Source organism: Phnomibacter sp., assembly GCF_036803085.1.
Lineage (GTDB): Bacteria > Bacteroidota > Bacteroidia > Chitinophagales > Chitinophagaceae > Phnomibacter.
In genome coordinates this window covers 1-25,409 of the sequence record NZ_DAIRUZ010000010.1, presented here as the reverse complement: position 1 = coordinate 25,409, position 25,409 = coordinate 1, and the positions used below count along the sequence as shown (strand labels likewise).

Sequence of the window (25,409 nt, the reverse complement as noted above, 5' to 3'; positions counted from 1 at the left end):
CCCACCTATATGCCGTAATATTGTGTAGCTAAAAACCTCTGTATGGAAAACAAGCCTACTGCCGCCGCACCCAAAAAAAACTGGGTTAAACGCATCCTCATGATATTGTTGATTATCCTGTTGGGCATGCAATTTATACAGCCCGGTAAAAACAACCAGAGCATGGATATGACCAACGACATCAGCAAGGTGGTAACCGTGCCCGATACTGTGCATGCCTTACTGAAAACCGCTTGTTACGATTGCCACAGCAACTTTACCAACTACCTCTGGTACAGCAATTTGCAACCTGTAGGCTGGTGGTTGAAAGATCATATTAACGAAGGCAAAGGACACCTCAACTTTCAAGATTTTGCATTGGTTAAAGCCAACGATCGCTATCCCACTGTTGCGCTTCGTCAAGATCATAAATTGGACGAAGTGATAGAAACCGTAGAAAGTGGTGAAATGCCTTTGAAATCATACACGATCATTCATGGCGAAGCCAAGCTGACTGTTGCACAACAAAAAATGATTGTCGACTGGGCCAAAGCTGCCCGCAAAGAATTGCAGGCCAAACCTTGATGCACCGGCTTCGTACAATAAGCAGGTATAGCGTATTGCTGTTGCTTTTAGTGGCAACGGCCATGCCGTATATTCTTACCATTATGTTTTGGGCCGAAAGGCACGCCATCCGCGAAGCGATGGAACGAAAACTGCATGAAACACACTTGGTGGAGTTGCGGCTTGCAGCCCATGAATACAGCTGGATAAAACCCGGCAAAGAAATCAGGTATCAAAACAGAATGTTTGATATCAAAACACAACAACAGCAAGGCAACATCAGCATTTTTACAGGTTTGTTTGATGATGAAGAAAAAGCATTGCTGTCTTTTTTTGAATCCTTACAACAAAAGAATACACAGCATCATTACGGACAATCTGCCTTACTGTTGTATGCAGCCATGGGCAGTTCTGCACCACTTTCTATCTTCAGTTATGCAGCGTATCATGAGTCTCCAACAGCTTTCATTTATGGCTGTTTTAAACATAGCCCTTTGAGCAAAGGCTTTGGCCTTACGCCAGAGCAACCACCCAGCGTTGTTGCTTCTTTTCTTTTAATGTAAAGTCGCTGCTGTAGTTGCTGAATACCTGCAAAACAGCAGCATAAGCTCATTGTATTCTTTCACAACGATACACGGCGAACCTGTATGGCGTCGTGTATGGTTACATATATGTATTACTACATGCAACCAACTACTTATTGGAAAAATATTGCAGTACTATCGGGCTTGCTGTTGGCAGCCAGTATGGTACATGCGCAAAAAAAGAAAACGGTATACCAACCGGAAGGCGATACCAGCCTGCAAGAAGTGCTGATAACGGCTACCAAGTTTCCTGAACGAAAAAGAAACGTGGTACAAAAGGTAGACATCGTTAGCAAAGACTTCATCAAGCGGGTCAATACACAAAATACCGGCGACTTGCTGCAGGCAACGGGCAATGTATTTGTGCAAAAGAGCCAGCAAGGTGGCAGTAGCCCTGTCATTCGTGGTTTTGAGGCAAGCCGGGTATTACTGGTGCTGGATGGAGTGCGAATGAACAATGCCATTTATCGAAGTGGGCATTTACAAAACGTCATCACCATCGATCAAAACATGCTCGAACGGGTAGAAGTACTGTATGGCCCCGGCTCTACGCTGTACGGCAGCGATGCCTTGGGTGGTGTAGTGGCTTTTAAAACCAAAGACCCTACGCTGTCGAAAGTGGCCGGCAAAACGGTAGTAAGCGGCAATGGCTTTGTACGCTACACCAGTGCCAACCAGGAAAAGACCGGTCATGCCGATGTGAGCATTGGCGGACAAAAATGGGGCGCTATTATCAGTTTTACCTATAGCGATTTTGACGATCCACGGATGGGCAACAACTATCCTGACAAGTATCCCAATTTCGGTCGACGATCGACTTATGTGCAACGCATCAATGGTGTAGACAGCATTGTAAAAAACAACGATGACCGGATCCAGAAATTCAGCGGTTATCAGCAGTGGGATGTGTTGGGTAAACTATTGTACCGGCCCAACGATAAACAATCGCATACCCTCAACATTCAGTTGAGCAACAGCAGCGATGTGCCCCGTTACGATCGTTTGCAAGATGTTCGCAATGGCAATCTGCGGTTTGCGGAATGGTATTACGGGCCGCAAAAACGCAACCTGTTCAGCTACACATTCGATGCGCAGCTCAAAGGTTTTTTCAATCAGTTGCGGATTACGGCCAGCTATCAGGATATTGAAGAAAGCCGTTATCAGCGAGACAGAAACAACCTCAACCGGCAAAACCGCATTGAACGGGTGAAAGTGGCTGGTTTGTACGCTGATCTTAAGAAAAACTGGGGGCGACACGAACTGCACACCGGTATCGACCTACAGTTAAACGATGTACGCTCCAGGGCATTTACCCTCAACATCAATACCGGTGCCACTGGCAGCCTCGACACCCGTTATCCCGAAAAAAACAAGTATAACTCACTGGGTATTTATGCACAGCATTTGTACAAGTTTACAAACGACAAATGGGTATTGAACGATGGCATCCGGGTACAGTCTACCTGGCTCAACAGTACTGTAATCGACAACAACACGGCGTTCCGTCCATTCACCAACCTCAAACAAAATCCGGTGGGTGTAAGTGGCAATCTGGGCCTCGTGTTTATTCCTGTCAAAAATCTCCGCTTTAACGCTGGGGTAGCCACCGGCTTCCGTTCGCCCAACATTGATGACCTCACCAAGATATTTGAAAGTAGTACCGCCAGCCGGCAGTTGGTGGTACCCAACCCCGATATCAAACCAGAGAAAACCATCTCACCAGAGTTGGGCATCAATGTAAAAGCAGGCAAATGGTTGCGTTTCGATGCATCGGTGTATTACACTTGGTTTAAGGATGCCATTGTAAAAGATAAGTTTCGGGTAAATGGTCAGGACTCAACAGTATACAACGGCGTGAAATACCAAACACTGGCTGCACAAAACAATGCCAAAGCAGGCCTCTATGGTTTCAATGCTGCGGTAACCTTGGTGCCGGCACAGGGTTGGGAATTGTACAGCACCATCAACTTTACAAAAGGAATTTACACAAAGCCCAATGGCACAGAGGTTCCGTTGGATCATATACCGCCGGTGTATGGCCGTACCAGCCTGCGCTATAATGCCAACCGCTGGAGTGCAGAGGTGTGGGCCATGTACAATGGCTGGAAGAAAATTAAAGACTACAACCCCGATGGTGAAGACAATGCCCAGTATGCCACAGCCGATGGCATGCCTTCATGGGCAACGCTCAACATTCGGGGGCAATATCAATTATCTCCCAAGCTGAGCCTGCAAGCCGCACTGGAAAACATTACCGACCGCAACTACCGTGTATTTGCATCGGGTTTTTCAGCACCTGGCCGAAGCATCATTGTATCACTTAGAGCCAGCTTGTAGCAGGCAGATTTGCTGTGCACTTAAAAGGTCCGCTCAAAAGGCGGGCCTTTTGCTTTTTACAGAAATGCTAATTCCTTCGGCACCAGCCATTTTCTATGTGTTTTTTTGCTGTCTTGCAGCAGATAAGGGCAAAAAATGTCTACATTAGTGTAGTTGACCAACAGCTACACATGACCGAAGAACTTCTCATTGCAGGATGTATTGATAACAACCCACTGGCCCAAAGGGAACTGTACAACAGGTACAGCCCTAAAATGCTGGCGGTATGTTATCGGTTTGCGCATTCAAGAGAAGATGCAGAAGACATGTTGCAAGAGGGCTTTATTAAGATTTTTTCTCAGATACACACTTTCCAATTCAAAGGTGCATTTGAAGGTTGGATACGGCGCATAGTGGTACACACTTGTATCAACGTGTTGAAACGCAACAAAAAATTTAATGACGCCCTGGATATAGACCATGCTATGGAAGCACAATCGAGAGATAACATTCCTTCGATATTGCAGGCCAAGCAAGTGGTAGAATGTATCCGCATACTGCCTACGGGTTATCGCACTGTGCTCAACCTGTATGCTATAGAAGGATTTAGTCATAAGGAAATTGGAGAAATGCTGGACATAGGCGAGAGTACCAGCCGAAGCCAATATACCAGAGCCAAGGCCATGCTGGAGCAAATGCTGGTGAAACGCAATATTCTCGATAAACCAACACTACAGCCAGATGCAATAATTGCCTTTAGCTAACTGACTCCGGCAGCGATGCTACTTGCAAACAGTAAAAGATAAAGAGACAAGAACACTGCTATGATGAACAAGCAATACCACGACGAGTTGGAGGGTTTACTGTCGGAATCGGCAGACGACCTTCGCATGTATCCGTCGGACAGGGTATGGCGAAACATCAACAAAGAATTACATGGCGATAAGCAATGGCCCGCATTAAACTTTGGCGCAGTATTTACAGGTGCCCTTGTGTTGGCAGCGCTGCTTTTCTTTCAGCCCGATAAAGATTTGTTTACCATAAAACCACTTACTGCTGCGCAGCAAAAAACTGCACCGGCGGCAAGGGCAGCTGCATTCAAAGTGGCTGGCAGGCAAATTGAACCTGCTTATGAAAACACACATCAGGCTATTATACATGCACCACATGCAATGGCAACATCGGACAATTCGGAACCAGCATCTTTAGTAGATACCAGTAATTTGATGGATGCAAATACTACCGCCGCCGCATCAACTGTTGAGTCTGCAAATGTGATTAACCAAACGGGCATACCGCAATCTGATGTTGCACTTACGACAGCAGAAGAATGGCAGCCATTGTCATTGTCAACGCTCACTGCAGGCGAATCTATCGTTACCGGGTCTTCCATAAACTCAATTTCCCCTAAAGAGGAACGCAACGAAACTCCAGGCATTTTTCCTGAGCTTACCACGGCTCAAAACAGCCCTGTACTGGCAGCTGCCCTTCAAAAAATGGCAGCCAAAAAAGGACGCTGGAGTGTACAGTATTATGCTACGCCCAGCTTTAGCTACCGTTTACTATCAGAAGAAAAAAGCCAGCTGGCCAACATGCTCACTCCGGCCACCAGTATAACCCTGGGCAGTATGGTACAGCACAGACCTAAAACCGGCGTAGAAGCCGGCGTATCATTTGCCTACCGCATTACAGAAAACTTGAAAGTGAAAGTGGGCTTGCAGGCCAACTATCGCCGCTATGCCATTGAAGCCTACAACACAACTACAAGGCAACCAGCTGTGCTTATGATGGATCAGGGCCAGCGTGTTGATACCTTAATGATGATGACAGATGTAAGTACGGTAGCCACCGGAATGCCAATCGAAATGAGCAATCAGCTGATGCAACTGAGTGCCCCAATCGGATTTGAATTGAGTATGGCTGATTTTAAAAACGCAAGGTTTGTGGTGGCAGCTTCTATTCAACCCACATACAATATTGGCCAGCAATCCTGGTTAATTTCGGCAGACTACCGCAATTATGTAAAGCAACCATCGCTGCTGCGCAAATGGAATATCAATACAGGTATTGAAGCGTTTATGCAGTTCAATGGCAAAAAAGGAATCAGCTGGCAAGTGGGTCCGCAAATCCGTTATCAGTTGTTGCCCGGTGCCGTACGCAGTTACCCTGTACGTGAGCACCTTATAGATTACGGTGTGAAAATTGGCGTTTCAAAAACGTTGTAATCCACTGCATTGAAGGTAATTTAGCTGCCTTGCTTTTACACTCAAGCAAGGCTTTTTTATGCGCAATTTTTTAGCTATCTCTATGAGCTTCGCCCTGCTGTTGTTGATGGCTTGCAGCAATCCTGTTTCAACGGCTGCTCAAGATGACAAAGCGGCAACAGACAGCAGCGCCACGCAGCCGCTCTACCCTTTTTCGCAATATCTCCAACATGAATTGGAATACATCGATTCTATGCCATTGGCAGTGGAGAAAATTGTACGGCAAGAAGGCAAGACTACCGACTCTCTTATCATTGATAAAGCAACATTCAAATCGGCCATCGCTTTTTTTACCAGCATTGATCCCAATAAAACAGATCTTCGGTCGCAGTATACTGAAACCTCTTTCAACGATCTCAGTACTGAAGCCATCACCTTTTCAATCAGTTCTAAAAATGCTACGCTGCCACTGCAGCAGGCCGATATTTTACTGCACCCAACCACACAACAAGTTAAGTCGGTAGCCCTGAGCATTGAACAGTCATTTGCTGACAGCAGCGTTTCTACCAAAGTACTGTGGAAGCACCACATGAAATGTCAATTGGCACAAACCATTCAATACAAAGACGGCCGCAGCATCAACCGCATCACCGAATATGTTTGGGATAAACCTTTTTAATACTGTAGCACATTTATCTGCGTACCGTTATGAATGCTGAAACGTTTAGAAAAATTGCTCCCACCATACCGCATCAACCCGGCGTGTACAAATACTTCGATGACCGCGACCACATCATTTACGTAGGTAAAGCAAAAGACTTACGCAAAAGGGTCAGTTCTTATTTCAACAAAACATACGCCGGCTACAAAACACATGAGCTGGTACAACGCATTGTTCGCATAGAGTTCAATGTGGTCGATACCGAGCAGGATGCTTTCTTTCTGGAAAATGCACTCATCAAGCAATACCAACCCAAGTACAACATAGATCTGAAGGACGATAAAACGTATCCGTATATCGTTATCAAAAAAGAACCTTTCCCCCGGGTGTTTCTTACCCGCAGAAAAATTAATGATGGCAGCGAATACCTTGGTCCGTTTACTTCTGTAGCAAGAGTAAGAGAGCTATTGTTGTTTATCAAGCAACACATACAACTGCGTACTTGCAAACTACCATTGACGCAAAAAAACATAACCGCCAAAAAGTTTCGGGTTTGCCTCGAATATCATTTGGGTAATTGTAAAGGGCCCTGTGTTGGTTTTCAAACAGAGTTGGAATACCGCGAAGGCCTCAACAGATTGAAGCAGGTGCTGAAAGGCAAGCTCGACGAAGTAGTGCAGTATTACAAGGAAGAAATGCGCCGCTATGCTGAGCAGCTTGAGTTTGAAAAAGCTCAAATCACCAAAAAGAAACTCGAACACCTGGAGCAATACCAGGTAAAATCTGTGGTGGTAAGTCAGCAGGTAAATGATGTAGACGTGTTCAGCATTTACAAAGCTGATGACATTGCCTATGTCAACTTTTTGATGGTGAGAAGCGGCACGATTGTACAAACGCATACGCTGCAACTAACGCCACACCTCGATGAAACTGAAGCAGAAGTACTTTCATTTGCCATTGCCCGTATCCGTGAGTCGTTCGATAGTGATGCAACAGAAATAATTGTACCCCTGGCATTGGAATACGCCGATGCAAGAGTGCAGGTGACCATTCCCAAGCTGGGCGATAAAAAGAAACTAATCGAACTCAGCCAGAAAAATGTGTTGCTCTTTAAAGATGAAGTGAAGCGGAAGAAGCTGCTGAACATTGAAGAAAAAACGGAAGACCAACTGCTGGATATTTTGGAAGAATTGCAAGATGCATTGAGTTTGCCCGAGTTGCCGCTCCACATCGAATGCTTCGACAATAGCAATTTTCAGGGTAGTTATCCGGTGAGTGCTATGGTGTGCTTTAAAAACGGTGCGCCATCCAAAAACGACTACCGCCGGTTTAATGTAAAAACGGTGCAAGGCATTAACGACTTTGCCACTATGAAAGAGGCCGTAACCCGTCGCTACAAGCGGCTGAGCGAAGAAGCGGCCGAGCTGCCCCAGTTGGTGATTATTGATGGCGGCAAGGGACAGCTGAATGCGGCTCTTGAAGCCATTGAAGAACTTGGGCTCTCCGGGCAAATAACATTGGTGGGATTGGCCAAAAACATTGAGGAGCTGTTTTTTGCCGGCGACCAGCAATCCATCAAACTCAACTGGAACAGCGAGGGGTTAAAACTTGTGCGCCGCATCCGCGATGAAGTACACCGTTTTGGTATCACGTTTCACCGGCAAAAACGAAGCAAGGGCACGTTTAAAAATGAACTGGAAGACATTGCCGGTATTGGCAAGCAAACAGCCACTGCCTTGCTCAGGCATTTCAGATCGGTGAATAAAGTAAAGCAAGCCGACCTGCCTGCGTTAGAAGCAGTGATTGGCAAGCAAAAAGCACAGCTAGTTCTGGCTCACTTTGCCCCAAAATAAAAGCCGATGCTGTGTAGCACCGGCTTTTGTATTTCTTTTCCGCTGGAGTTAATATGACCACTGGTTTTGTTCCCAGTTGAAAATCGTTTCTCTGATATTTTCACCTTCCAGCAAACGCATCAGCGGGTCTGCAATGTAGCCAGACAATGCTTTGTCGAAGGGGTTGTTGAGCGTTGACTTGGTGATGTAGCTGCTGAAATAGCGACTTTCAAAAATCTCCTCCCAACTCATACGCATACCCATGTTGCGAGGGTTGTATGCTTCGTACTTTGCCAATACAGGTCGCAGTTCAGGATAATACAACCAAAACAAGGTGTACGAGTCACGAAAAGAACCATCGTCATTCAATACGGCACGTACGGGTGCAATACCCAAAATGCGGAAATGCAAGCGGCTGGTTTCACGGTCGAAAATGATTTCCTCCTTTATACGGTAGGCAATAATGGTGTTTTCATTAAACTCATCACGAATGGTGGTATCCTTCATAATGCCTTTAGACATATCCGGGTCGAGTGCCAAATCTGGTTTAGAAATGGTATACTTTTTGCCCATGAGCATGGTAGCGATATCTTCAGTTTTCAACGGTGTAGTAAAACGGTCGTTGGCATTGCTGAATGCAGTGATGTCGCCATCCTTAATGTGACGCAGCAAAATATTGAAGAACTTCTGATTGCCATTGTCTTCATCGGCTTCGTATGTAAAAGGAAGGTTCATTTTTTCCTTTACATTGATTTCACGCCAAACAATTTGCTTGTACACCTGGTCATCAATACGGATATGGTCGTATTGCAAAGGTGTTTTATCCAGCGTCAGGTTGCCTTCCACGGTTGAGGTAGGCCTACGGGAAGGAACCACAGCCTTTACAGGAATGGTATCTTTCTCTTCCACTTTTGGCGTATCAACCACAGGAGCCACCACGGGGGTGTTTACCACAGCTGGTTGTTTGGTGTTGGTGGTTTTAGGCTTTGCCTTCTTCACAGGCTTTTTCTGAGCCAATGCATCCTGCGTGGCCACCAGGCCAGCCAGCAACAAAACCATCCAGGAAATCCGCTTCATCATGAGTTCAAAATTTGAATATCTGAAATGCTACAAGCCTTTGTGAAAAGGCCTGTAGCAAGTATAACGCTTTCGTCAAAAAACTTATTGTAGCTGGAAAGCGATAGAAGGCAGCTTTCTGCTCTTGCCATCTGGTCCACGTGCAAAAATATCATCAATAAATACAGTACTACCAGGTTTACACTGTGAAATTACGGCATTGCTACCCCATTGTGCACCAGTAATATTCACGGGTGTGTACTGGCTAAAACCTGCGCCGTTACCGGCAATGGTGTAGCTCAATACAGTAAATGGTGCGTCAAACTCCGAATCTTTCAATGCGGCACGTACACCACCCATGGCTTTGAACTGTGCAGCAGGAATTTTACCGCCGCTGAGTGTACCCACCAAAGGCACTGGATCGGGCAGCAACTTGGCACGAATCGGGAAAGGGAATGTTTTGCCATCCACAGAAATGGTCAATGTAGCAGGGCCTGTTTGGCTGGGCTTTACAATGTACTTATCACCGCTTCCTGTAATAGCACCAGCACTGAAAGTAACACGGGCACTTTCCCGCTTACCGCTACCGGTAGAAATGGTTACCGGGTTATCAACGCCTACGTACATTACGTTCATCTTTTCGAGGAAGATAGAAGCGCCGGAGGGCTGTCCAACCGTGTAGTTTACCTGGGCGGTTTTAGTCATCGTTTCGCCAGTGTTCGGGTCTTTAAAAGACACCGATACAGGAATGCTACCGCTGCTGCTTACTGTTGTGTTGTAACGGGCAAAACCACTATCATTAGCCACCTGGCTTACACCATTGATGCTGATGGTTGGTTTGGCAGCAGAGCTGAACGTACCAATACCCGCTTTAATTTCCAGTGGCTGGCCTGGCAGCAGGTAATTGCTGCTTTGGCTGGTCAGGATTTCAAACTTGTCGTACACAACTTCTACTTTACCAATCTGATCCTGGCAGTATTGTGCCATCATGTTACCACTGCGCAGCACATCATTCTGAAACTTGCTCAAAATAGTGATGGCCGCTACTGAAGGCGTCATGTGGAAATAGGCGTCCGTCCAGGTTTTGTTGTTCTTGTTCTGTGTTTTAGGTACAGACACATCAATGGGAAAATCGGGCAGTGCCTTTTTAATATCAGCCGCAGGAACAATTGCTTTGAGGTCATTCAGGAACTTTTGCAAAGCAGCCTGCAATTTGGGGCCCTCGCCTTTGCCATTGGCACTAAACAGGCGGGTAGGTGCGTCCAAATCGTCTTCTTTGTAAATGTCTTCGCCATTCTCGCCTTTGTGCAAGCCAGATTCCATTTTCAATGAATCTTTTAAAGCGTCAATTTGAGCAGCCAATGCATTGGCAAGGCTGATAGCCTGCTTGGCACGGGGCTCCCAAATAGCCACTTTAGCAGCCAGTTCAGGCTTTTTGCTTTGCTCGGCCAGTGAGGTGGTAATTACATTATTCGAACTTTTGATAACGCCATTCGAACTCTGGAGGCTACTGTCTACCACTTTAAAGGCATTCAATATCTCGTTCGAAACGTTCAACGCCAGAAGTGCCGTCAGTACCAGGTACATCAGGTTAATCATCTTCTGCCGCGGCTCCTTAGGTAAAGCCATAAATTATGTTGAATTTTCGGGTGATCTAAACGATGAATCTATCTAGGTAGGTTGTGGTGTAGCTTGTACAAAGCTTAACCACGACCCTGCATAGCCGTGAGCATGTTGCCATACACACTGTTCAGCTTGGCCAGGTTGCCGGCCAGGGTTTGAATTTGTGCCTGCGCCTGCTTGGCATCTTCAATGCTGGCACCCATTGCAGAAGATACTGCTGTAAGGTTGCTGAAGTATTGATTCATTGTTTTCAGGTGGTTGTTGCTGTCTTGCAACTCCAACTGATATACCGCATTCAATTCAGAAAGGTTCTTCGTAAGTGTTTGTACCTGCGTATGGAATTGGGCAGTGCTTTCGCTGGCGCTGTTGAAACTGTTCATAGCACCTACGGTTTTATCCATAGCGCCTTTTACGTTGTTCATGGCATCAGCGGCTGCCTTTGTATTGGCAGAAAAATCACCGGTACTTTTTACCACATCCCCTATTTCGCCCATTTTATCTACTGTAGAACCCAGCTTTTGGAAGCCATCGCTCAATTTTTGCAAGTTAGCAGGGGTAATGTCTGCATTTTTCAGCATTTCGTCCAATGGCTGCAAAGCACTTGGCGGCCCTGCCAACTGCATGTCTTTAGGCAAGTGCATTTCATGATCGTCCATATATGGATAAAGAATGTACAACAAACCGTAACCGAGGAAGATGGCTGATTCCACTGTAAGACCGATTTTCAGCATCAGGTCTGCATATGGCGAGTGAAGGAGTTTTTGCAGGGCACCGTAAATAACAACTGCGGCTGCGATGGATACACCAACGTCAAACCATTTACTTACTTTAGGTGGGATTTTAGCTGCCATTGCTTGTTCTTTTTGATTATTTGATTAAATGGGTTGGAAATATTGCTTTGTGTTTTAGCACATTTAGCCATTGGTTATTACCAACAATCAGCAGGCAGCTTTATGCTACAACTGTTGCCATTGGCAAGGTAGTTTCAGGTGTTTGAGGTAATAACGGTGATAGTTTTCCAGCCACTGGCACCGTGTAAAAACATCGTTGTCGCATTTCATAAAAAAGCAGTACACCAATGTTTCGAGTAGTACTTTTTTTATGCTACCCGGACAATTACATATTGCCTATTGTATTCATTGCAGATACTTATTTCAGCTTCTGTGTTTTACCGCCTTGACCAAACACGGGCAAGTCAATAACAGTACGGAAACCAATATAAGATTTTGCTGTATCCTGATATTCGTAAGCTCTGGCACCAGTTTGAAGCGCTGCGCCTACATCTTTCCAGCTACCACCACGTACCACTTTACGCTTCATGCGTGGAGGGTCAGAGTCTTTAGCATTCCAGCGAATGTCAGGGTTCATGTCGTGTTGGAAAGTATAACTGCCTTCGTAGTAGAGTGAAGATGTCCATTCGGCTACGTTGCCAGACATACAGTACAAACCAAAGTCGTTGGGCCAGTATGCATCGGCACGTACGGTGTAGAAACCACCATCTTCGGGATAGTTGCCACGGCCGGGCTTAAAGTTGGCGAGGATACAACCTTTGCGGTTGCGCAGGTACATACCACCCCATGGGAATGGAGCTTGCGAACGGCCTCCACGGGCTGCATATTCCCACTGTGCTTCGGTAGGCAGGCGGAAATCTGATTCAGTGCCTTTCTTTTTACTATCCAACCAAGTGTTGAGGTAGGTGCTGCGCCAGTTGGCAAAAGCAGTGGCTTGCTTCCAGGTTACACCAACCACAGGGTAGTTGCCAAAAGCAAAGTGGCTGAAATATTTTTTGGTCATGGGTTCGTTGTAGCTATAGCTAAAATCACGCATCCAAACCAATGTATCGGGGTAAGCTTTCTCCTTGTACTTTACGAGGAAAGTACTGCGGGGCTTGCCCTTGTTTTCTCTTTTAGCAGCTTCTTTCAGGTCGAAATACTCCACCTGATATTCAATCTTCTCCGGATCGATTTCCTTCTTGCCATAAATACGGTCTGGCGGAGGAATAATCATGGGATCCAATTTTTCAATAGTGGCTTTATCGCCCCACTTGATGGTTTTGGCTTTTGCCCAATCGATATAGTCAATACCATCTACGTTTTTCACGTAGCCAAGAATTTTGGCTGCGATAGAATCACGCACCCAAAACACGTACTGGCGGTACTGGTTATTGGTAATTTCGGTAGCATCCATCCAGAAACCCTGAATAGATACCTGCTTGTTGCGGGCTGTCAGCGCATAAGAAACATCTTCGTCGCTAGGGCCCATGTGAAAGGTGCCCGGTGGTACAAATACCATACCAATAGGACGTGTAAGACCTGGCTTGGCAGCTGGAGCTACGCCATGAACCTGCCCATCATTTGGCAGGCCTTTCGATTTTCCGAGTTTGCCGCAGCTCATTACACTAAGGATGAGCACAAACAGGGCTGTAAGTTGGATGAGGTGTCGTTTCATTTTATCTAATAACCAGGGTTATTAAGCGCCAAAAGTAGGGATTCATTGATGGTATTTAGCATCCCAACCCTCGCAAAATATTGTTTCCGATATGCCACGGGTGCATGCATTTGCTCACACCTGTGGATACTGTAACGCAGTCAAACGTCAAAAATTGCACCAAAGTATATGTTGCACCATTTTTTTTTAGCAAAAGCAAAACATTTTGCCACTTTGCTCATACGAATGTCAGCGTTTTTACTGTAGTGTAGCCAAAAATGCCGCCACACTGCTTACAGGTTGCTGACAGGTGTACTGCTTACATGCATACAAAAGGGTATTGCCGGTAGCAGGTTTGCCAGCCAGTAATGGCCAGTTATCCAAAGGCATAACCGATTGCTGTACCAATTTGTTGGGGATAAAACTGCCCAATACTTCCGCAGCCATTTGCCTGGCATGGGGCCCTACAATTGCCAGTTCGTGCATACCGTACACTTGCGTTTGCAGGCACATAGCCCAGTTGCCAAAGCTATTGGGGTAGCGGTTTACTGCTTGCTGCACCGACGCCAGCATGTTGATGGCTCTTTCCGTCCATTCTGTACGGTTGAACAAAATGCCCAACTGCAGCAGATTGCTGGCCATTACGCTGTTTCCCGCAGGGGTAGCGCCATCGTAGGTTTCTTTTTTGCGTACAATAATATCTTGCTGCCATGCCGGGGTAAAAAAGAAAAACGGGGATTCATTATCGCTGAAGTCGCGGAAAATGAGTTCGGTAATGCGGCCCGCATTCTGCAGATAGTCGGTATTACCCGTGCAGGCCTGCAACCACAACAGTGCGGATACATAACAGGCCAAATCATCGAGGAAGACCGGGTTTTGGGCTAATCCGTTTTTCTCGTTGTGAAAATATCTTCCGTCTTCATGACGCATGTATTGTTCAATAAAGGCGGCGGCTTTTTCGGCCATGGCCAAATAATTGATTTCCCCTGTAGCGGCCCAAGCCTTGCAACTGGCTTCAATCATCATGGCGTTCCAACTGAGGAGCTTTTTATCATCGAGCAGTGGCTTGATGCGCTGCTGGCGATGGGCCAGCAGCTTCTCACGGCTTTCGGAAAGCGAAGCATGGGCAGCATCGGCTTCCCAGCCAGAAGCAGCAATAACTTCTTCCACTGCAACGGGTGTCCACAAAATATTGGTCGCTTCCCAGTTGCCATGTTCCGATACATCGTACACGGCACAAAACAAACGGGCCGCTTCTGCATCATCAATCACAGCTTCCAGTTCAGTTTTCGACCAGGTATAATATTTTCCTTCCACGCCTTCACTATCGGCATCGTAAGCACTGTAAAAACCACCTTCGGCCGATTGCCACTCCTGCTGCACAAACCGCATGGTTTGATGTATGACCTGTGCATACGCAGGTTTGCGGGTAAGTTGGTAAGCCTCGCTGAGTACCCCCACCAACAGGGCATTGTCGTAGAGCATTTTTTCGAAATGCGGTGCCAGCCAGCGGGCATCGGTGCTGTAGCGGGCAAAGCCGCCGGCCAAATGATCGTAAATGCCACCTGCCATCATTTTTTGCAAACTCAGTTCTGCTTGTTTCAGCAGGTCTGCTGGCGCAAATGGCAGGCTGGCCGTGTCCTTCTTTTGTTGTAGAAAATGAAATTGCCGAAGTAAAAAACCAATCGTCATGGTTTGCGGAAATTTGGGTGCCTGACCAAATCCCCCCCAGGTTGTATCGGCACTTTTGAGCAACTGCTGCGCCATGGTCAGCAGGTTTTCTTCCGATATGCCGGCGTTGCTTGTTTGGCTATTGCCAAAAAGGTTGGCATTTTGTAAATGCGCTGTCAGGTTTTCTGCCTGCGATAGAATTTCGTGGGGCTTTTCTTTCCATGCGGAGGAGATGGCATGCAATACTTCCCGCCAGCTGCTGCGGTTGTAAGCCCGTACCGGAGGAAAATAAGTGCCACCATAAAAAGGCAATGCGTTGGGCGTAAGAAAAACATTGAGCGGCCAGCCACCACTGCCGCTGATGGCCTGCACGGCATCCATATACACTCCGTCGAGATCGGGGCGTTCTTCGCGGTCTACTTTAATGTTGATGAAATGACGGTTCATGATATCTGCGGTAGCCGCGTCTTCAAAACTTTCCCGCTCCATTACATGGCACCAATGGCAGGCCGAGTAGCCAATGCTGATAAGGATGGGTTTATTTTCTGCCAAGGCCCGGTCCAATGCTTCTTGCCCCCACGGATACCAATCTACCGGGTTGTGGGCATGTTGTTGCAAATACGGACTCGATTCTTGTGCTAAGCGGTTGGCCATACATTGTATTTACTACAAAGATGTACCTGCGCAGCTGCCCGCTATTGTGAAAAAAGAAAAAAGCCGGCCACAGCGGCCGGCTTTTTATAAGAAGATGATGGCAGAGTGCATTTCTCTTTTAAAAGTGAAAAAGAACTGCCCCCATACAGGTGCGTTATTTTTTAGTTTTTAGGTACTCCGCTAAAAAACGATCGAGAGCAGTAATCATGCTGGGCGACTCTGGCGTGGGTGCTTTTATTTGCAACTCCAAACCGGCTTCTTCAATAGCTTTGAGGGTATTGCCGCCAAAGCCACCAATGAAAGTGCCGTTTTGCGTAAATTCAGGCAGGTTGTCGAACAGGCTGCGGACACCACTGGGGGTAAAAAAGCACATCACATCGAAATGCTTTTCTGTCAACAGGCCTTTTACATCGGCACTTACAGAGCGGTACATGTAAGGGGTTTCAAATCCTACCTTATTATTCTTGAGCCAGTTTACAATGTCATTGTCCTGCTGGTTTTCGCTGCAGGGATACAAAAAGCGTTCGTTCTCTTTGTGCTTGTTGATGACATCAAACAAAGTTTTGTTGGTACCATCGGCACCATAAAAAACTTTTCGCTTGCGGTACAAAATAAATTTTTGCAAGTACAAGGCCACTGCTTCAGTAATGCAGAAATACTTGGTATCCTGACTCACGGTCAGGCGCATTTCTTCGCACATCCTAAAGAAATGATCAATAGCATTCCGGCTGGTAAAAATGATTGCCGTAAATGAAGAGATGTCAATCTTTTGACGCCGAAACTCCTTTGCAGGTATGGCTTCCAATACAATGAATGGCTGAAATTCGAGCAGTACACCATGTTTCCTTTCCAACTCAAAATAAGGCGACTTTTCCGAGGTTGGGCGAGGTTGGGTAATGAGAATTTGCAGGGGTTGTTTGGTGGCCTTGGTGCCGCTTTTCGCTCCTTTTGTGCTCATGTGTTCACACGGTTGCTTGTTCTAAACTTTTAAATCTTTCCTATCCTTTTATCATCGATAACATCACCTTATAAATTATAAGGACAGGGATGATTTCGAAGGCGCAAAGGTAAAGGAAAAAATGCATGGGGATAATACGGACATGTTGGCGCAGCAATGGCATGGCCAAAACATAGCGGTACAAAAACAGAAATGCCACGCCAAAAAGGCTTACCACCAACAGCACCGATTGCAAGGCAGGCACACCCAAAGCCAGTGCTACACTGGCAGGGAGCAATAAAATGCCCACCACTTTATTTACCAGAAACACCATGAAGTTGTAGGTTTCTGCCAGCTCACGATAGCCAAAGAGCCAACCACTCAATGCAGTGCTGATGTACTTAACGATATAGACAGCAGCTATAAAACCAATGCAGAGCAACAGCATTTTCCACCACAGCATATTGGCAGGTAACCAGCCTTTGTAAAAAGCCAGGTGATACAAAAAAGTACCGGCCGATAAACAGAAAAACAGGTTCATGAGCAGCGATGCCAGGCGGTTTTGTACCAGCTGCTCCCGCAACGACTTTTGCTGAATGGCCGTATGGGTAAAAATGCGGATGAGATCAGTAAAGTATTTGGCAAAACCCATACGAATGATGCCCAAGAGCAACAGCAAACCCGCCAGCCAATAAAACACCCGGTCTTGCTGGGGCGGCTCAAAATTTGTTTCGAGGCGGTAAATAACCGGCGATTGAATGGGGAGCAACGGATGCAATTGATAGAAGTACGGCAACAAAGTATCTGGCTGTACCATTATGGGTGGCGGTGGGGCCACTATTGCAGGCAAGGTATCGGCCACTTGTGCAGCGGTATCAACTGCGGATGTTGTGGGCAGTGTATCGCCTACTGCTGGTTGTGACCATGCAGATAGCGATAGACAACAGCAAATGCTGCATACCAACATGCTCATCCATCCTATTGCTGCTGCTTTTTTCATTCGCGGCAAAAATACCGTTGGCCACGGTACGCAGCGTTGGCGTTTTTTCTGCTGTTTAGAAAAAGTTGACAAAACCAATATGGATCTTCGATTGGCGCAGGTTCAGCGGTTGATCGTGGCGCTGGCCCACCGCCCAGCTGATGTTGACCTGACTGTTGCGGGTTTCCAAATTGAGCCCAAGCCCTGCCCCCCAATACTGATGGCGAAAGGATCTTGTTTGGTCTTTGTAGGCGGCGGTGCCAAAATCGCTAAATGCAAACAAGAAACTGTTTTGCCCCGTGAGGTAGCGGTACTCTACCGTGGCCACCGCATAATCGCTGGCGTAAATAGATTCTTCATCAAAACCCCGCAGCAATTTATTGCCGCCAATTTGAAACAACTCGTTGCGGTAGTAACTACCACTTTGCAACCAGCCTGCCTGCAAGCATGTTTTCAATACCGAAAAATTGCCCAACGAAAAAAACCGGGCCAGTTGCGCCTTCAACCGCAGCTGATGCGTTTTCATTTTTACCGTATCGTAAAGTGATGCATACTTGAAGCCCGGCCGGTTGCGGTCTTGAATGCTCACCACTTCATTGTTTTGCCGAATGCGTTTGATACCCGCCATGGCCGTGAGCAATACTTGCGTACCCCGCCGTGGATTGAAACGGTAATCTGTATTGTTGTACCCCCACTCTGCTCCAATGTGATGAATGCTGAAATCGGCAATATCGGGCAGGGCCAGTGTTTGCTTAATGCGGTTGGTATCGGCAAAACCCACGGTGTTTTGTTGCAGCAGGTAAAATACTTTGCCTGTTTGATAGCGGTCTATTTGGTAGGGAATGCCCAACCGAAACTGCAGGTTTAAAAACTGTGTGTCTTTTTTTAGTAGATCAAATTTCGTTTCTACACCCGCCTTCGCCCACACAAAAGGTTGTTCATATTGCAGGTTGATGCGGGGCGATTTGTATTGTAACTGTTGCCAATTGATGCCGAGTGTTTCGCCGCCGGCAAAAGCATTGCGCAGCAGTATTTGCACATCGCCGGTAATCATGGCTTTGCTATCGGGTGTTTGTACACTTTGCGGCATTACACCCAGCAGCACATTGATGACGTTGCTGCGCCGTGGTTGCAGCTGCACTTGCAGCACACTACCAGTGCCCAGCATCTGCAATTGCGAAGGTTGCGCTGGCTGAGCAAACAATAGTTCATTGAGCCGGGCATCTGTTGCGTCAATCGTTTGCTGACTGTAGGGCATTCCGGGCTGCATATTGAGATACTTGTACAAATAATTGGGGCGCAACCTTGGCTTGCCCGTTTGCTGTATGGAATCAATTTTGTACAGCGGGCCGGTGTGCAAATGCAACAAGCCACTGATCCATTGCTGCTGTAGCTGCACACTATCCCAACTGGCGTATGCAAATGGATAACCAACATCGGCAAGATGTGCTACGAGCTTGCGTTGAATGCTATCGGGCGACCAGGCAGTGGCTTGCTGTGAGTTGCCCCCGGCATGTTGCCACCAATAAGTGGCTACTGAATCCATGCGAAGTTCTTGCCATCTATACTGCGGCCCCTGGTACAACCATACCTGTGCCATGCTACTATCGGCGGCTACCGAATCGACACTGGCAGCGAGGTAGCCTTTGCCCAGTAACTGCGCCGGTAGCTGGGCCACATATTGCAGGGCCAATGCTTTGCTGGCAAACTGTGTTTTCAAACCTTTGGCCAGCACAGTATCTACTGCATGAAACTGCAGGACATAACGCTGCTGCGACCAACCGGCCACCACCGCCATACATAACCCACACAGCAATATCCATTTCCGCAATAGCATGACTGTAAAACTACAGGGTTGGGGAGATATTGTGTGGAGATGCATATTTGTTATATCGGCGGGTGCTCTCACCCACCGATATACTTTTATGCAAGTTTTTCCGGATTCAATCCAGTGTAAATTCTCAAAGCATCTAAGTAATCAGTAGCGTCTTTACTCCATCAGCACAAATGCCGCCCACGAAAATGGCGGATACTTGGCCCGCATGGTTTGCTGTGCCTGGTAAAATGCTTTACGCGGCGTAGCACCTTGCAGCAATTGCGTATAAAACAGTTGCATCAGCTCCATGGTTTCTGCATCGGGTACCTGCCACAAACTCAGCAGCATGTTTTTTACACCTGCCATTTTGAGTGCCCTTTGCAAGCCAAACACACCTTCGCTATCCTGCACATCGCCCAGCCCTGTTTCGCAGGCACTCAGCACTGCCAGCTGTGTGCCTTGCAGGTTGGTTTGTGCTATTTCATACGCCGTTAGTATGCCATCATCTTTGCTGCCAGCCACGCTTTCGCCCGACCAGTATTTGTTGGCTCCAGACATCACAATACCGCTGCGCATCAACGGGTTTTGCGAACGGGCAAAACTGTTTTGCCCAAACACAACTGACTGAGAAATATCAGCAGCATTACCAGCCGGCGGATCGGGCAAAAAGAAACCATGTGTAGCAATGTGCAGTATAGCAGGCGCCTTACCATTCAGTTTTTTAAATGCTTCTTCTGTAGCCTGCATACCTGTATCAACCGTTACTTTCAGGCCTTTGCTTGTTAGCAATAGCTGAAGCGCTTCAATTTCTTGTTTGGTGCCTGGCAATGTTTGCCACGCACCGCTGCTGGCAGGAGCACTGCCAGCGTCGAAATTGGCATAGCCCTGCAACACTGCCGCACCCAATGCAGCACTTGCATTTTTTTGCGTTGCAAGCTGTCGCACCGAAGAATACTGCTGCAACTGAAAGCTATCGAGCAACAATGCATTGGCCGACAAAGGCAATGCAGCAAAAGCTACTTTGTGCAACAAACCATCGGGTGCAAAGCTTACAATTTTCACCCCTTTCAATTGCGGCATCAATGGCTTCCAAATGAGGTTGTATAAGCTATCACCAGTAAACACCGGCGCATTGGTTTGCTTGCTGGTAATGCGGCTTCGGTACAGCTTGCTGATATTCGTTTCTTTACTATTGCTGTTGCCACCACTCATGCACCACTGAACTTGTTTTTCTGTACCCAATGGCAGCAACACAGGCGGGCCATTCTTTTTAATAACAATGGCACCGAAGTAAATGGTATCGGTGTAGTTGTTGCTGCCAAATTTTGGATAGCGCAAAAACTCAACCGCTGCTTCACCGGGCTGCAATGCTTGCTGTACCTGCTGCCACGTTACAGCACTTTGTGTAGCCAACACATTTTGTCCTGCTTTTCTGTTGATGGCCTGCTCCAGGTTGTTCGATAAAATGCCAAGGCTGTCGGCTGAGTAAGTGCGTTCTTCCATCGGCAGTGCCGATTGCTGCATGTACAAAGTGCGGGATGTTTGCCATGCGTCCAGCATTTGCTGCAGCTGCGGGTCATTAATGCTGCGGGCTTTTTTTAAAGCACCGGCCGCATTGTTCAGTACGAATCCTTTCAACCGTAATTGTTGATTAACCATGGCAGAAACCATGGCGGTATCTGGTGCAGCTGTAGCCAACAGGAGCGATGGAAACAACTGGAAAATGTACGCTTGCTGTTGCCAATAAGCTACCTGATCTTTTTCGCTGAGGGCATACAGGTTTTTTTGATAATTGGCAGTTTGTAACTGCAGCGATTGATGCAGGTATCGAATGGCGGTTGGCAAGCTTCCTGTTTGTGCTTCTAACGACGACAGATTGCTGTAAATTTTCGCCAGCATTTCTGCAGAATCGCCCAATGTTTTTTTGGTGATGATTTCCAGTTCCTTGGCCATGGCTCTTGCGGCATCGTATTGCTGCAACTTCATGTGAGCTACCATACAATTATTGCCTGCCCGAATGTAACCCAGTGAGTTTTTGCCGCTGCTTTTGGTAGTATATGCCATTGCCTCCCGGCCATACTTCAAAGCAGCATCGTACTTGCCCTGGTTCATGTTGTTTTGGCAAAGATTGCTCAACACTGTTTCTAGCACGGTGCTGTTTTGCACACTGTCTTGTTGAATCATGGTGAGCAGTTGCTCGTATAATTTGGTGGCGGTGGCATTATCATTTTGCTGCTCCATCAGCAGCGCTACATTGTTGATGGTAGTAAGGGCAATATTGGAAGAAAGCATGCCCCGCATTTTCAAAATTTCAATACTGGCAGCCAGCAGCTTATCTGCATCCACAAACCTCGATTGCATAATGAGCACTGATGCCAGGTTATTCATGGCAATGGCACACTGCGGATGATCGTAACCCAGCAATTGCTGACGGATGATGTATGATTGGCGCAGCACTTTTTCAGCCGCTGCATAGTCGCCGGTTTCATGATAAATGAGACCGAGATTGGATAAAGTGGAAGCCGTGTTAGCATGCAGCTCACCAAATATTTTTTTATTGATAGCGAGTGCCTTTTCGCAGAGCATCAAGCCCTCTGCACTGCTACCCATTTTGTGTTTGATGAGGCCCTGCACTTCGTAGCCTGTAGCAGCAAGGCTCGTTTCTGGGCCCGAATATTTGGTACTGATAGCCAGCCCCTGTGTGGTATGAGCCATAGCCGCCGACAGTGCATTGATTTGATATTCTACATTGCCAAGCGTTACCAATATTTCTGCACTGCTCAAATATTCTTTACCATATTTCTTTTCATAAATACCCAGTAGCTGCAGTAAGTTTTTTTGTGCAGGCAATAATCTGCCAGCCGTTACATCGGTATAAGCTTTGCTGCGCAACACAGTGGTGTACAAATCATCTTCCTGCAATCCGGCTTGTTGTATCAGTTGCAGCGATGAATCATAATATTTATCAGCTAGATCAAAGCGGGCCATATCGCCGTACAGGTTGGCCAGTATATGATAGTTGGCAGCTTGGCCATAATCATCTGGCGTGGTAAGTTGGGTGCGGATGTTGCGGCTTTGCAGAAGGTATTTTTCAGCTACTACAAACTCATTTTTTATACGGTGCAAATCAGCCAGCATATCGAGCATGGTAGCGTACGTGCCGGATATGTTGCCATGCACTTGTTCGGATAACACTGCCACCTGCCGCTGCCGCTGCAGTGCAGAATCTGTGAGCTGCTGGTTGCGAAATGCTACCACCAGATTCACCAATTGATTGAGGTATGCCTCATTCGCTTTGCCTTCCTTTTTTTCTATCACGGGCAGCATCGTCCGGCTTACATTTTCAAGGTCTTTTGTATATTCAAATACTTTCAGCACCTCACTTACATTGCCCGCCACTACTACCAGATTGTCGTATTGATCTTCGGGATACTTGAGGAAGTAATTGTACGATTGTACAAAGTAGTGCAAGGCCGAATCGTACACCGGCAGCCGCAGGTACACATTGCCAATAGCATTGTTGCAGAGGCCTACTTCAATAATATCTTCTCCGGCTACGGTGGTGTAGGTTTTTTTGGCCAGTTGAAAATAGCGCAAGGCTGGCGGCAGGTTATTATCGTGGTCATACGCATTGGCCAGGTTTTCGGCGGCAATGGCGTAGTTGAGGTGGGCATCGCCAAATTCTTTTTTAGCAAGTAGCAAGGCTTTTTCGCCAATGGGAATGGCGGCTTTGTATTTGCCTTGCTGGTACAACTCAATAAACTGATCGTTTAACTGCTGAAAGGTTTGCGCCTTACTCAGCAGCGACAAGAGCAGTACCGTTGCCAACGCCATCCAATGCTTTTTCATAAGCAGCCGTTTTAAAAAAGGTAAGTAGAGGAAAGGTACAACTTACAGCTGTCGGTGAGCTTCATTAGCCAACGGCGGTTTTATGCAAGGTATTCCGGATACAGACGGCTGAATATAAAGACAGGTGTGACACGGCTACACGGAAGACTAGCGGAAGATGACTAGACAGGTGGAAATAAAAAAAGATTGACTGGTAGCACCAACAATACAAAATGTATAACCGGGTGGATTGTACTAATAACAATACAAAATGTATAACGCTAGAACATTGACAATCAATAATGTTTCATTAGGCGTTTTTGGAAATAGTATCATATATTTACGTGTTGCACGCCATTTTCCGTGACGCCCTAAAATTACTAAGATTTTTGGCATTAGGGGACAAAGGCTTTATATTTGTACAAACAGGACAATATCATGGAGATAAGAACAGATTTATTTTTAGGCGACAGCAAAACGATGCTCAAAAAACTTCCCGACAACTCTGTTGACCTAATTGTGACATCTCCCCCATACGCTGACCAGCGTAAAGGCACTTATGGCGGTATTCATCCCGACAAATATGTTGAATGGTTTCTCCCAATAACAAAAGAACTTCTTCGGGTTTTAAAACCAACAGGAACTTTTATTCTTAACATAAAGGAAAAAGTTGTTGAAGGTGAACGTAGCGTTTATGTAATGGAATTAATTCTTGAAATGCGTAAGCAGGGTTGGCTTTGGACAGAGGAATTTATTTGGCACAAAAAGAATTGTTACCCTGGCAAATGGCCAAATCGTTTTCGTGACGCATGGGAAAGACTTCTGCAATTCAATAAGGATAAGAAGTTTAACATGTATCAAGAGGAAGTGATGGTTCCAATGGGTGAATGGGCAAAATCAAGGCTTAAAAATCTTAGCGACACAGATAAAATAAGAGATAACTCAAAAGTAGGTAGCGGTTTTGGTAAAAACATTTCAAACTGGCTTACAAGAGATAAAGCTTTTCCAACTAATGTTCTCCATTTAGCAACAGAGTGCAGTAACAAAAATCATAGTGCTGCTTTTCCTGAAGAACTTCCTGAATGGTTTATGAAGCTGTTTACAAAAGAAAAAGACACAGTACTTGACCCTTTCATGGGTTCGGGAACAACAATTTTAGTTGCCAACAGAATGAAACGACACTCAATTGGAATTGACATAGTTCCCGAATACTATGAGATGGTTAAAGAACAAGTTAAACCAGTGGAATTATATTTATTAGAGCCGACAGTAAAATATGAAACAGCTAAATCTAAAAGACGTTACGCAGTACGTTGAAGAAAACATCGGGACCTTTCACCAAAAAAGGATTGCCGGACTGAATGACTTGAAGCTGAGGAAAGTTTTGGGAAAGAAAAATCCTTACCTCTTTAAAGCAAAATATATTCTGACAGCACAGGATATTATAAAGAGTTTGACCGATGCATTTATTTCATCACAGGAAGAAACAATTTTCGGTGATTGGCTTGAAGGGCTTGCAATTTTTATCAACGGCAAAGTATATGACGGTCGTAAGTCAGGTATTCCCGGTATTGACTTAGAGTTTGACAAAGACGGTGTTCGCTATATTGTAACTATAAAATCTGGCCCGAATTGGGGCAACAGTTCACAAATTGGTAAAATGCGGGCGGACTTCAAAACTGCACAGAAGACACTTCGTACAAGTAATTCACAACTCAACATTACAGCAGTAAACGGTTGCTGCTATGGCAGGGACAACAATTCAGATAAAGGCGACTATTTCAAGTATTGTGGTCAAAAGTTTTGGGAGTTTGTTTCGGGTGACACAGACCTTTATACAAAAATCATAGAGCCGTTAGGACATCAAGCTAAAGAACGAAACGACGACTTCATTCAATCGTATTCGCAAATGATAAACAAATTTACAAAAGAATTTGCAGACACATTTTGCATGGATAACGGTTCAATAGATTGGGACAAACTTGTACGCTTTAATTCAGCGACTATAGCTCCGAAAAAATAAAACGGCGTGCAACAAAAGGTTTGGCAAAATACGGGCAGACGTAAGCCGTGTTTCAACTTTTGGTAATTCTGTTGGGCTTCATATCCAACTTGACGAATAACATTGAGCTTTAGTTCTTATCATCAATAACAAAATAAAACCCAGCAGCGGTTTGCCGAGGCGGACGTAATTCTATTACCCGTACTTCGCCAAGCCCTGTTCGTTAGTGGCAATGCCAAGCCAAAACAAGGAACAATGAAACCTGAATTGAAAAGG

18 protein-coding genes are annotated in these 25,409 nt (G+C 46.1%); 9 read left to right on the top strand and 9 right to left on the bottom strand.

The features are described 5' to 3' along the window. Positions 1 to 42: 42 nt before the first annotated feature. The 7 genes from V7Q13_RS16485 (at position 43) to uvrC (ending at position 8,161) form a co-directional block, all read left to right on the top strand. Positions 43 to 564, top strand: coding sequence for a heme-binding domain-containing protein (locus V7Q13_RS16485; protein WP_333801768.1), 522 nt, complete (start codon positions 43 to 45; stop codon positions 562 to 564). A gap of 62 nt (positions 565 to 626) precedes the next feature. Beyond that, complete coding sequence (locus V7Q13_RS16480; protein WP_333801767.1) at positions 627 to 1,106, top strand: hypothetical protein; 480 nt, start codon at positions 627 to 629, stop codon at positions 1,104 to 1,106. Between the two features lie 120 nt (positions 1,107 to 1,226). Next, positions 1,227 to 3,464: a TonB-dependent receptor gene (locus V7Q13_RS16475; protein WP_333801766.1), complete on the top strand. Its 2,238-nt coding sequence runs from the start codon at positions 1,227 to 1,229 to the stop codon at positions 3,462 to 3,464. Positions 3,465 to 3,634: 170 nt separating this feature from the next. Then, positions 3,635 to 4,207, top strand: a complete 573-nt coding sequence (locus V7Q13_RS16470) for an RNA polymerase sigma factor (protein ID WP_333801765.1) — start codon at positions 3,635 to 3,637, stop codon at positions 4,205 to 4,207. A gap of 60 nt (positions 4,208 to 4,267) precedes the next feature. Next, complete coding sequence (locus V7Q13_RS16465) at positions 4,268 to 5,668, top strand: outer membrane beta-barrel protein (protein WP_333801764.1); 1,401 nt, start codon at positions 4,268 to 4,270, stop codon at positions 5,666 to 5,668. 58 nt (positions 5,669 to 5,726) lie between these two features. After that, positions 5,727 to 6,326: a hypothetical protein gene (locus tag V7Q13_RS16460; protein WP_333801763.1), complete on the top strand. Its 600-nt coding sequence runs from the start codon at positions 5,727 to 5,729 to the stop codon at positions 6,324 to 6,326. Positions 6,327 to 6,355: 29 nt separating this feature from the next. Continuing rightward, positions 6,356 to 8,161 (top strand): excinuclease ABC subunit UvrC, encoded by a 1,806-nt coding sequence (gene uvrC, locus V7Q13_RS16455; protein WP_333801762.1) that lies wholly within the window; start codon positions 6,356 to 6,358, stop codon positions 8,159 to 8,161. Between the two features lie 48 nt (positions 8,162 to 8,209). Here the strand turns inward: uvrC and porN are convergent, their stop codons facing one another. The 9 genes from porN to V7Q13_RS16410 all read right to left on the bottom strand — a co-directional run bounded on the left by porN (position 8,210) and on the right by V7Q13_RS16410 (position 23,152). Further along, complete coding sequence (gene porN / locus V7Q13_RS16450; RefSeq protein WP_333801761.1) at positions 8,210 to 9,220, bottom strand: type IX secretion system ring protein PorN/GldN; 1,011 nt, start codon at positions 9,218 to 9,220, stop codon at positions 8,210 to 8,212. A gap of 81 nt (positions 9,221 to 9,301) precedes the next feature. Then, positions 9,302 to 10,825: a type IX secretion system motor protein PorM/GldM gene (gene porM / locus V7Q13_RS16445; RefSeq protein WP_333801760.1), complete on the bottom strand. Its 1,524-nt coding sequence runs from the start codon at positions 10,823 to 10,825 to the stop codon at positions 9,302 to 9,304. Positions 10,826 to 10,899: 74 nt separating this feature from the next. Beyond that, entirely contained in the window at positions 10,900 to 11,670 is a 771-nt protein-coding gene (gene porL / locus V7Q13_RS16440; RefSeq protein WP_333801759.1) for a type IX secretion system motor protein PorL/GldL, read from the bottom strand. A 298-nt stretch (positions 11,671 to 11,968) separates the two neighbouring features. Beyond that, positions 11,969 to 13,267: a type IX secretion system lipoprotein PorK/GldK gene (porK, locus tag V7Q13_RS16435; RefSeq protein ID WP_333801758.1), complete on the bottom strand. Its 1,299-nt coding sequence runs from the start codon at positions 13,265 to 13,267 to the stop codon at positions 11,969 to 11,971. 237 nt (positions 13,268 to 13,504) lie between these two features. After that, complete coding sequence (locus V7Q13_RS16430; protein WP_333801757.1) at positions 13,505 to 15,571, bottom strand: thioredoxin domain-containing protein; 2,067 nt, start codon at positions 15,569 to 15,571, stop codon at positions 13,505 to 13,507. Positions 15,572 to 15,725: 154 nt separating this feature from the next. After that, positions 15,726 to 16,529: a uroporphyrinogen-III synthase gene (locus V7Q13_RS16425; RefSeq protein ID WP_333801756.1), complete on the bottom strand. Its 804-nt coding sequence runs from the start codon at positions 16,527 to 16,529 to the stop codon at positions 15,726 to 15,728. A 40-nt stretch (positions 16,530 to 16,569) separates the two neighbouring features. Then, on the bottom strand, positions 16,570 to 17,508 hold the full coding sequence (locus V7Q13_RS16420; protein ID WP_333801755.1) for a DUF4271 domain-containing protein: 939 nt from the start codon (positions 17,506 to 17,508) through the stop codon (positions 16,570 to 16,572). Between the two features lie 55 nt (positions 17,509 to 17,563). Continuing rightward, positions 17,564 to 19,324 (bottom strand): BamA/TamA family outer membrane protein, encoded by a 1,761-nt coding sequence (locus V7Q13_RS16415; protein WP_333801754.1) that lies wholly within the window; start codon positions 19,322 to 19,324, stop codon positions 17,564 to 17,566. Between the two features lie 153 nt (positions 19,325 to 19,477). Then, positions 19,478 to 23,152, bottom strand: a complete 3,675-nt coding sequence (locus V7Q13_RS16410; RefSeq protein ID WP_333801753.1) for a CHAT domain-containing tetratricopeptide repeat protein — start codon at positions 23,150 to 23,152, stop codon at positions 19,478 to 19,480. A gap of 417 nt (positions 23,153 to 23,569) precedes the next feature. Between V7Q13_RS16410 and V7Q13_RS16405 the strand changes: the two genes are divergently transcribed. Both V7Q13_RS16405 and V7Q13_RS16400 read left to right on the top strand, forming a co-directional pair. Then, entirely contained in the window at positions 23,570 to 24,448 is an 879-nt protein-coding gene (locus V7Q13_RS16405) for a DNA-methyltransferase (protein WP_333801752.1), read from the top strand. Further along, positions 24,408 to 25,154, top strand: coding sequence for a PmeII family type II restriction endonuclease (locus V7Q13_RS16400; protein WP_068248337.1), 747 nt, complete (start codon positions 24,408 to 24,410; stop codon positions 25,152 to 25,154). Before V7Q13_RS16405 ends, V7Q13_RS16400 begins: the two co-directional genes overlap by 41 nt. The last annotated feature ends 255 nt before the right edge of the window (positions 25,155 to 25,409 follow it).

What these genes read in the sequence shown, in the direction of transcription:
- V7Q13_RS16430 (WP_333801757.1), bottom strand. Translation starts at nt 15,571, where the DNA reads ATGGCCAACCGCTTAGCACAAGAATCGAGTCCGTATTTGCAACAACAT.
- porL (WP_333801759.1), bottom strand. Translation starts at nt 11,670, where the DNA reads ATGGCAGCTAAAATCCCACCTAAAGTAAGTAAATGGTTTGACGTTGGT.
- V7Q13_RS16470 (WP_333801765.1), top strand. Translation starts at nt 3,635, where the DNA reads ATGACCGAAGAACTTCTCATTGCAGGATGTATTGATAACAACCCACTG.
- V7Q13_RS16400 (WP_068248337.1), top strand. Translation starts at nt 24,408, where the DNA reads ATGAAACAGCTAAATCTAAAAGACGTTACGCAGTACGTTGAAGAAAAC.
- V7Q13_RS16410 (WP_333801753.1), bottom strand. Translation starts at nt 23,152, where the DNA reads ATGAAAAAGCATTGGATGGCGTTGGCAACGGTACTGCTCTTGTCGCTG.
- V7Q13_RS16480 (WP_333801767.1), top strand. Translation starts at nt 627, where the DNA reads ATGCCGTATATTCTTACCATTATGTTTTGGGCCGAAAGGCACGCCATC.
- porM (WP_333801760.1), bottom strand. Translation starts at nt 10,825, where the DNA reads ATGGCTTTACCTAAGGAGCCGCGGCAGAAGATGATTAACCTGATGTAC.
- uvrC (WP_333801762.1), top strand. Translation starts at nt 6,356, where the DNA reads ATGAATGCTGAAACGTTTAGAAAAATTGCTCCCACCATACCGCATCAA.
- V7Q13_RS16485 (WP_333801768.1), top strand. Translation starts at nt 43, where the DNA reads ATGGAAAACAAGCCTACTGCCGCCGCACCCAAAAAAAACTGGGTTAAA.
- V7Q13_RS16460 (WP_333801763.1), top strand. Translation starts at nt 5,727, where the DNA reads ATGCGCAATTTTTTAGCTATCTCTATGAGCTTCGCCCTGCTGTTGTTG.
- V7Q13_RS16405 (WP_333801752.1), top strand. Translation starts at nt 23,570, where the DNA reads ATGGAGATAAGAACAGATTTATTTTTAGGCGACAGCAAAACGATGCTC.
- V7Q13_RS16415 (WP_333801754.1), bottom strand. Translation starts at nt 19,324, where the DNA reads ATGCTATTGCGGAAATGGATATTGCTGTGTGGGTTATGTATGGCGGTG.
- V7Q13_RS16420 (WP_333801755.1), bottom strand. Translation starts at nt 17,508, where the DNA reads ATGAAAAAAGCAGCAGCAATAGGATGGATGAGCATGTTGGTATGCAGC.
- V7Q13_RS16475 (WP_333801766.1), top strand. Translation starts at nt 1,227, where the DNA reads ATGCAACCAACTACTTATTGGAAAAATATTGCAGTACTATCGGGCTTG.
- V7Q13_RS16465 (WP_333801764.1), top strand. Translation starts at nt 4,268, where the DNA reads ATGATGAACAAGCAATACCACGACGAGTTGGAGGGTTTACTGTCGGAA.
- V7Q13_RS16425 (WP_333801756.1), bottom strand. Translation starts at nt 16,529, where the DNA reads ATGAGCACAAAAGGAGCGAAAAGCGGCACCAAGGCCACCAAACAACCC.
- porN (WP_333801761.1), bottom strand. Translation starts at nt 9,220, where the DNA reads ATGATGAAGCGGATTTCCTGGATGGTTTTGTTGCTGGCTGGCCTGGTG.
- porK (WP_333801758.1), bottom strand. Translation starts at nt 13,267, where the DNA reads ATGAAACGACACCTCATCCAACTTACAGCCCTGTTTGTGCTCATCCTT.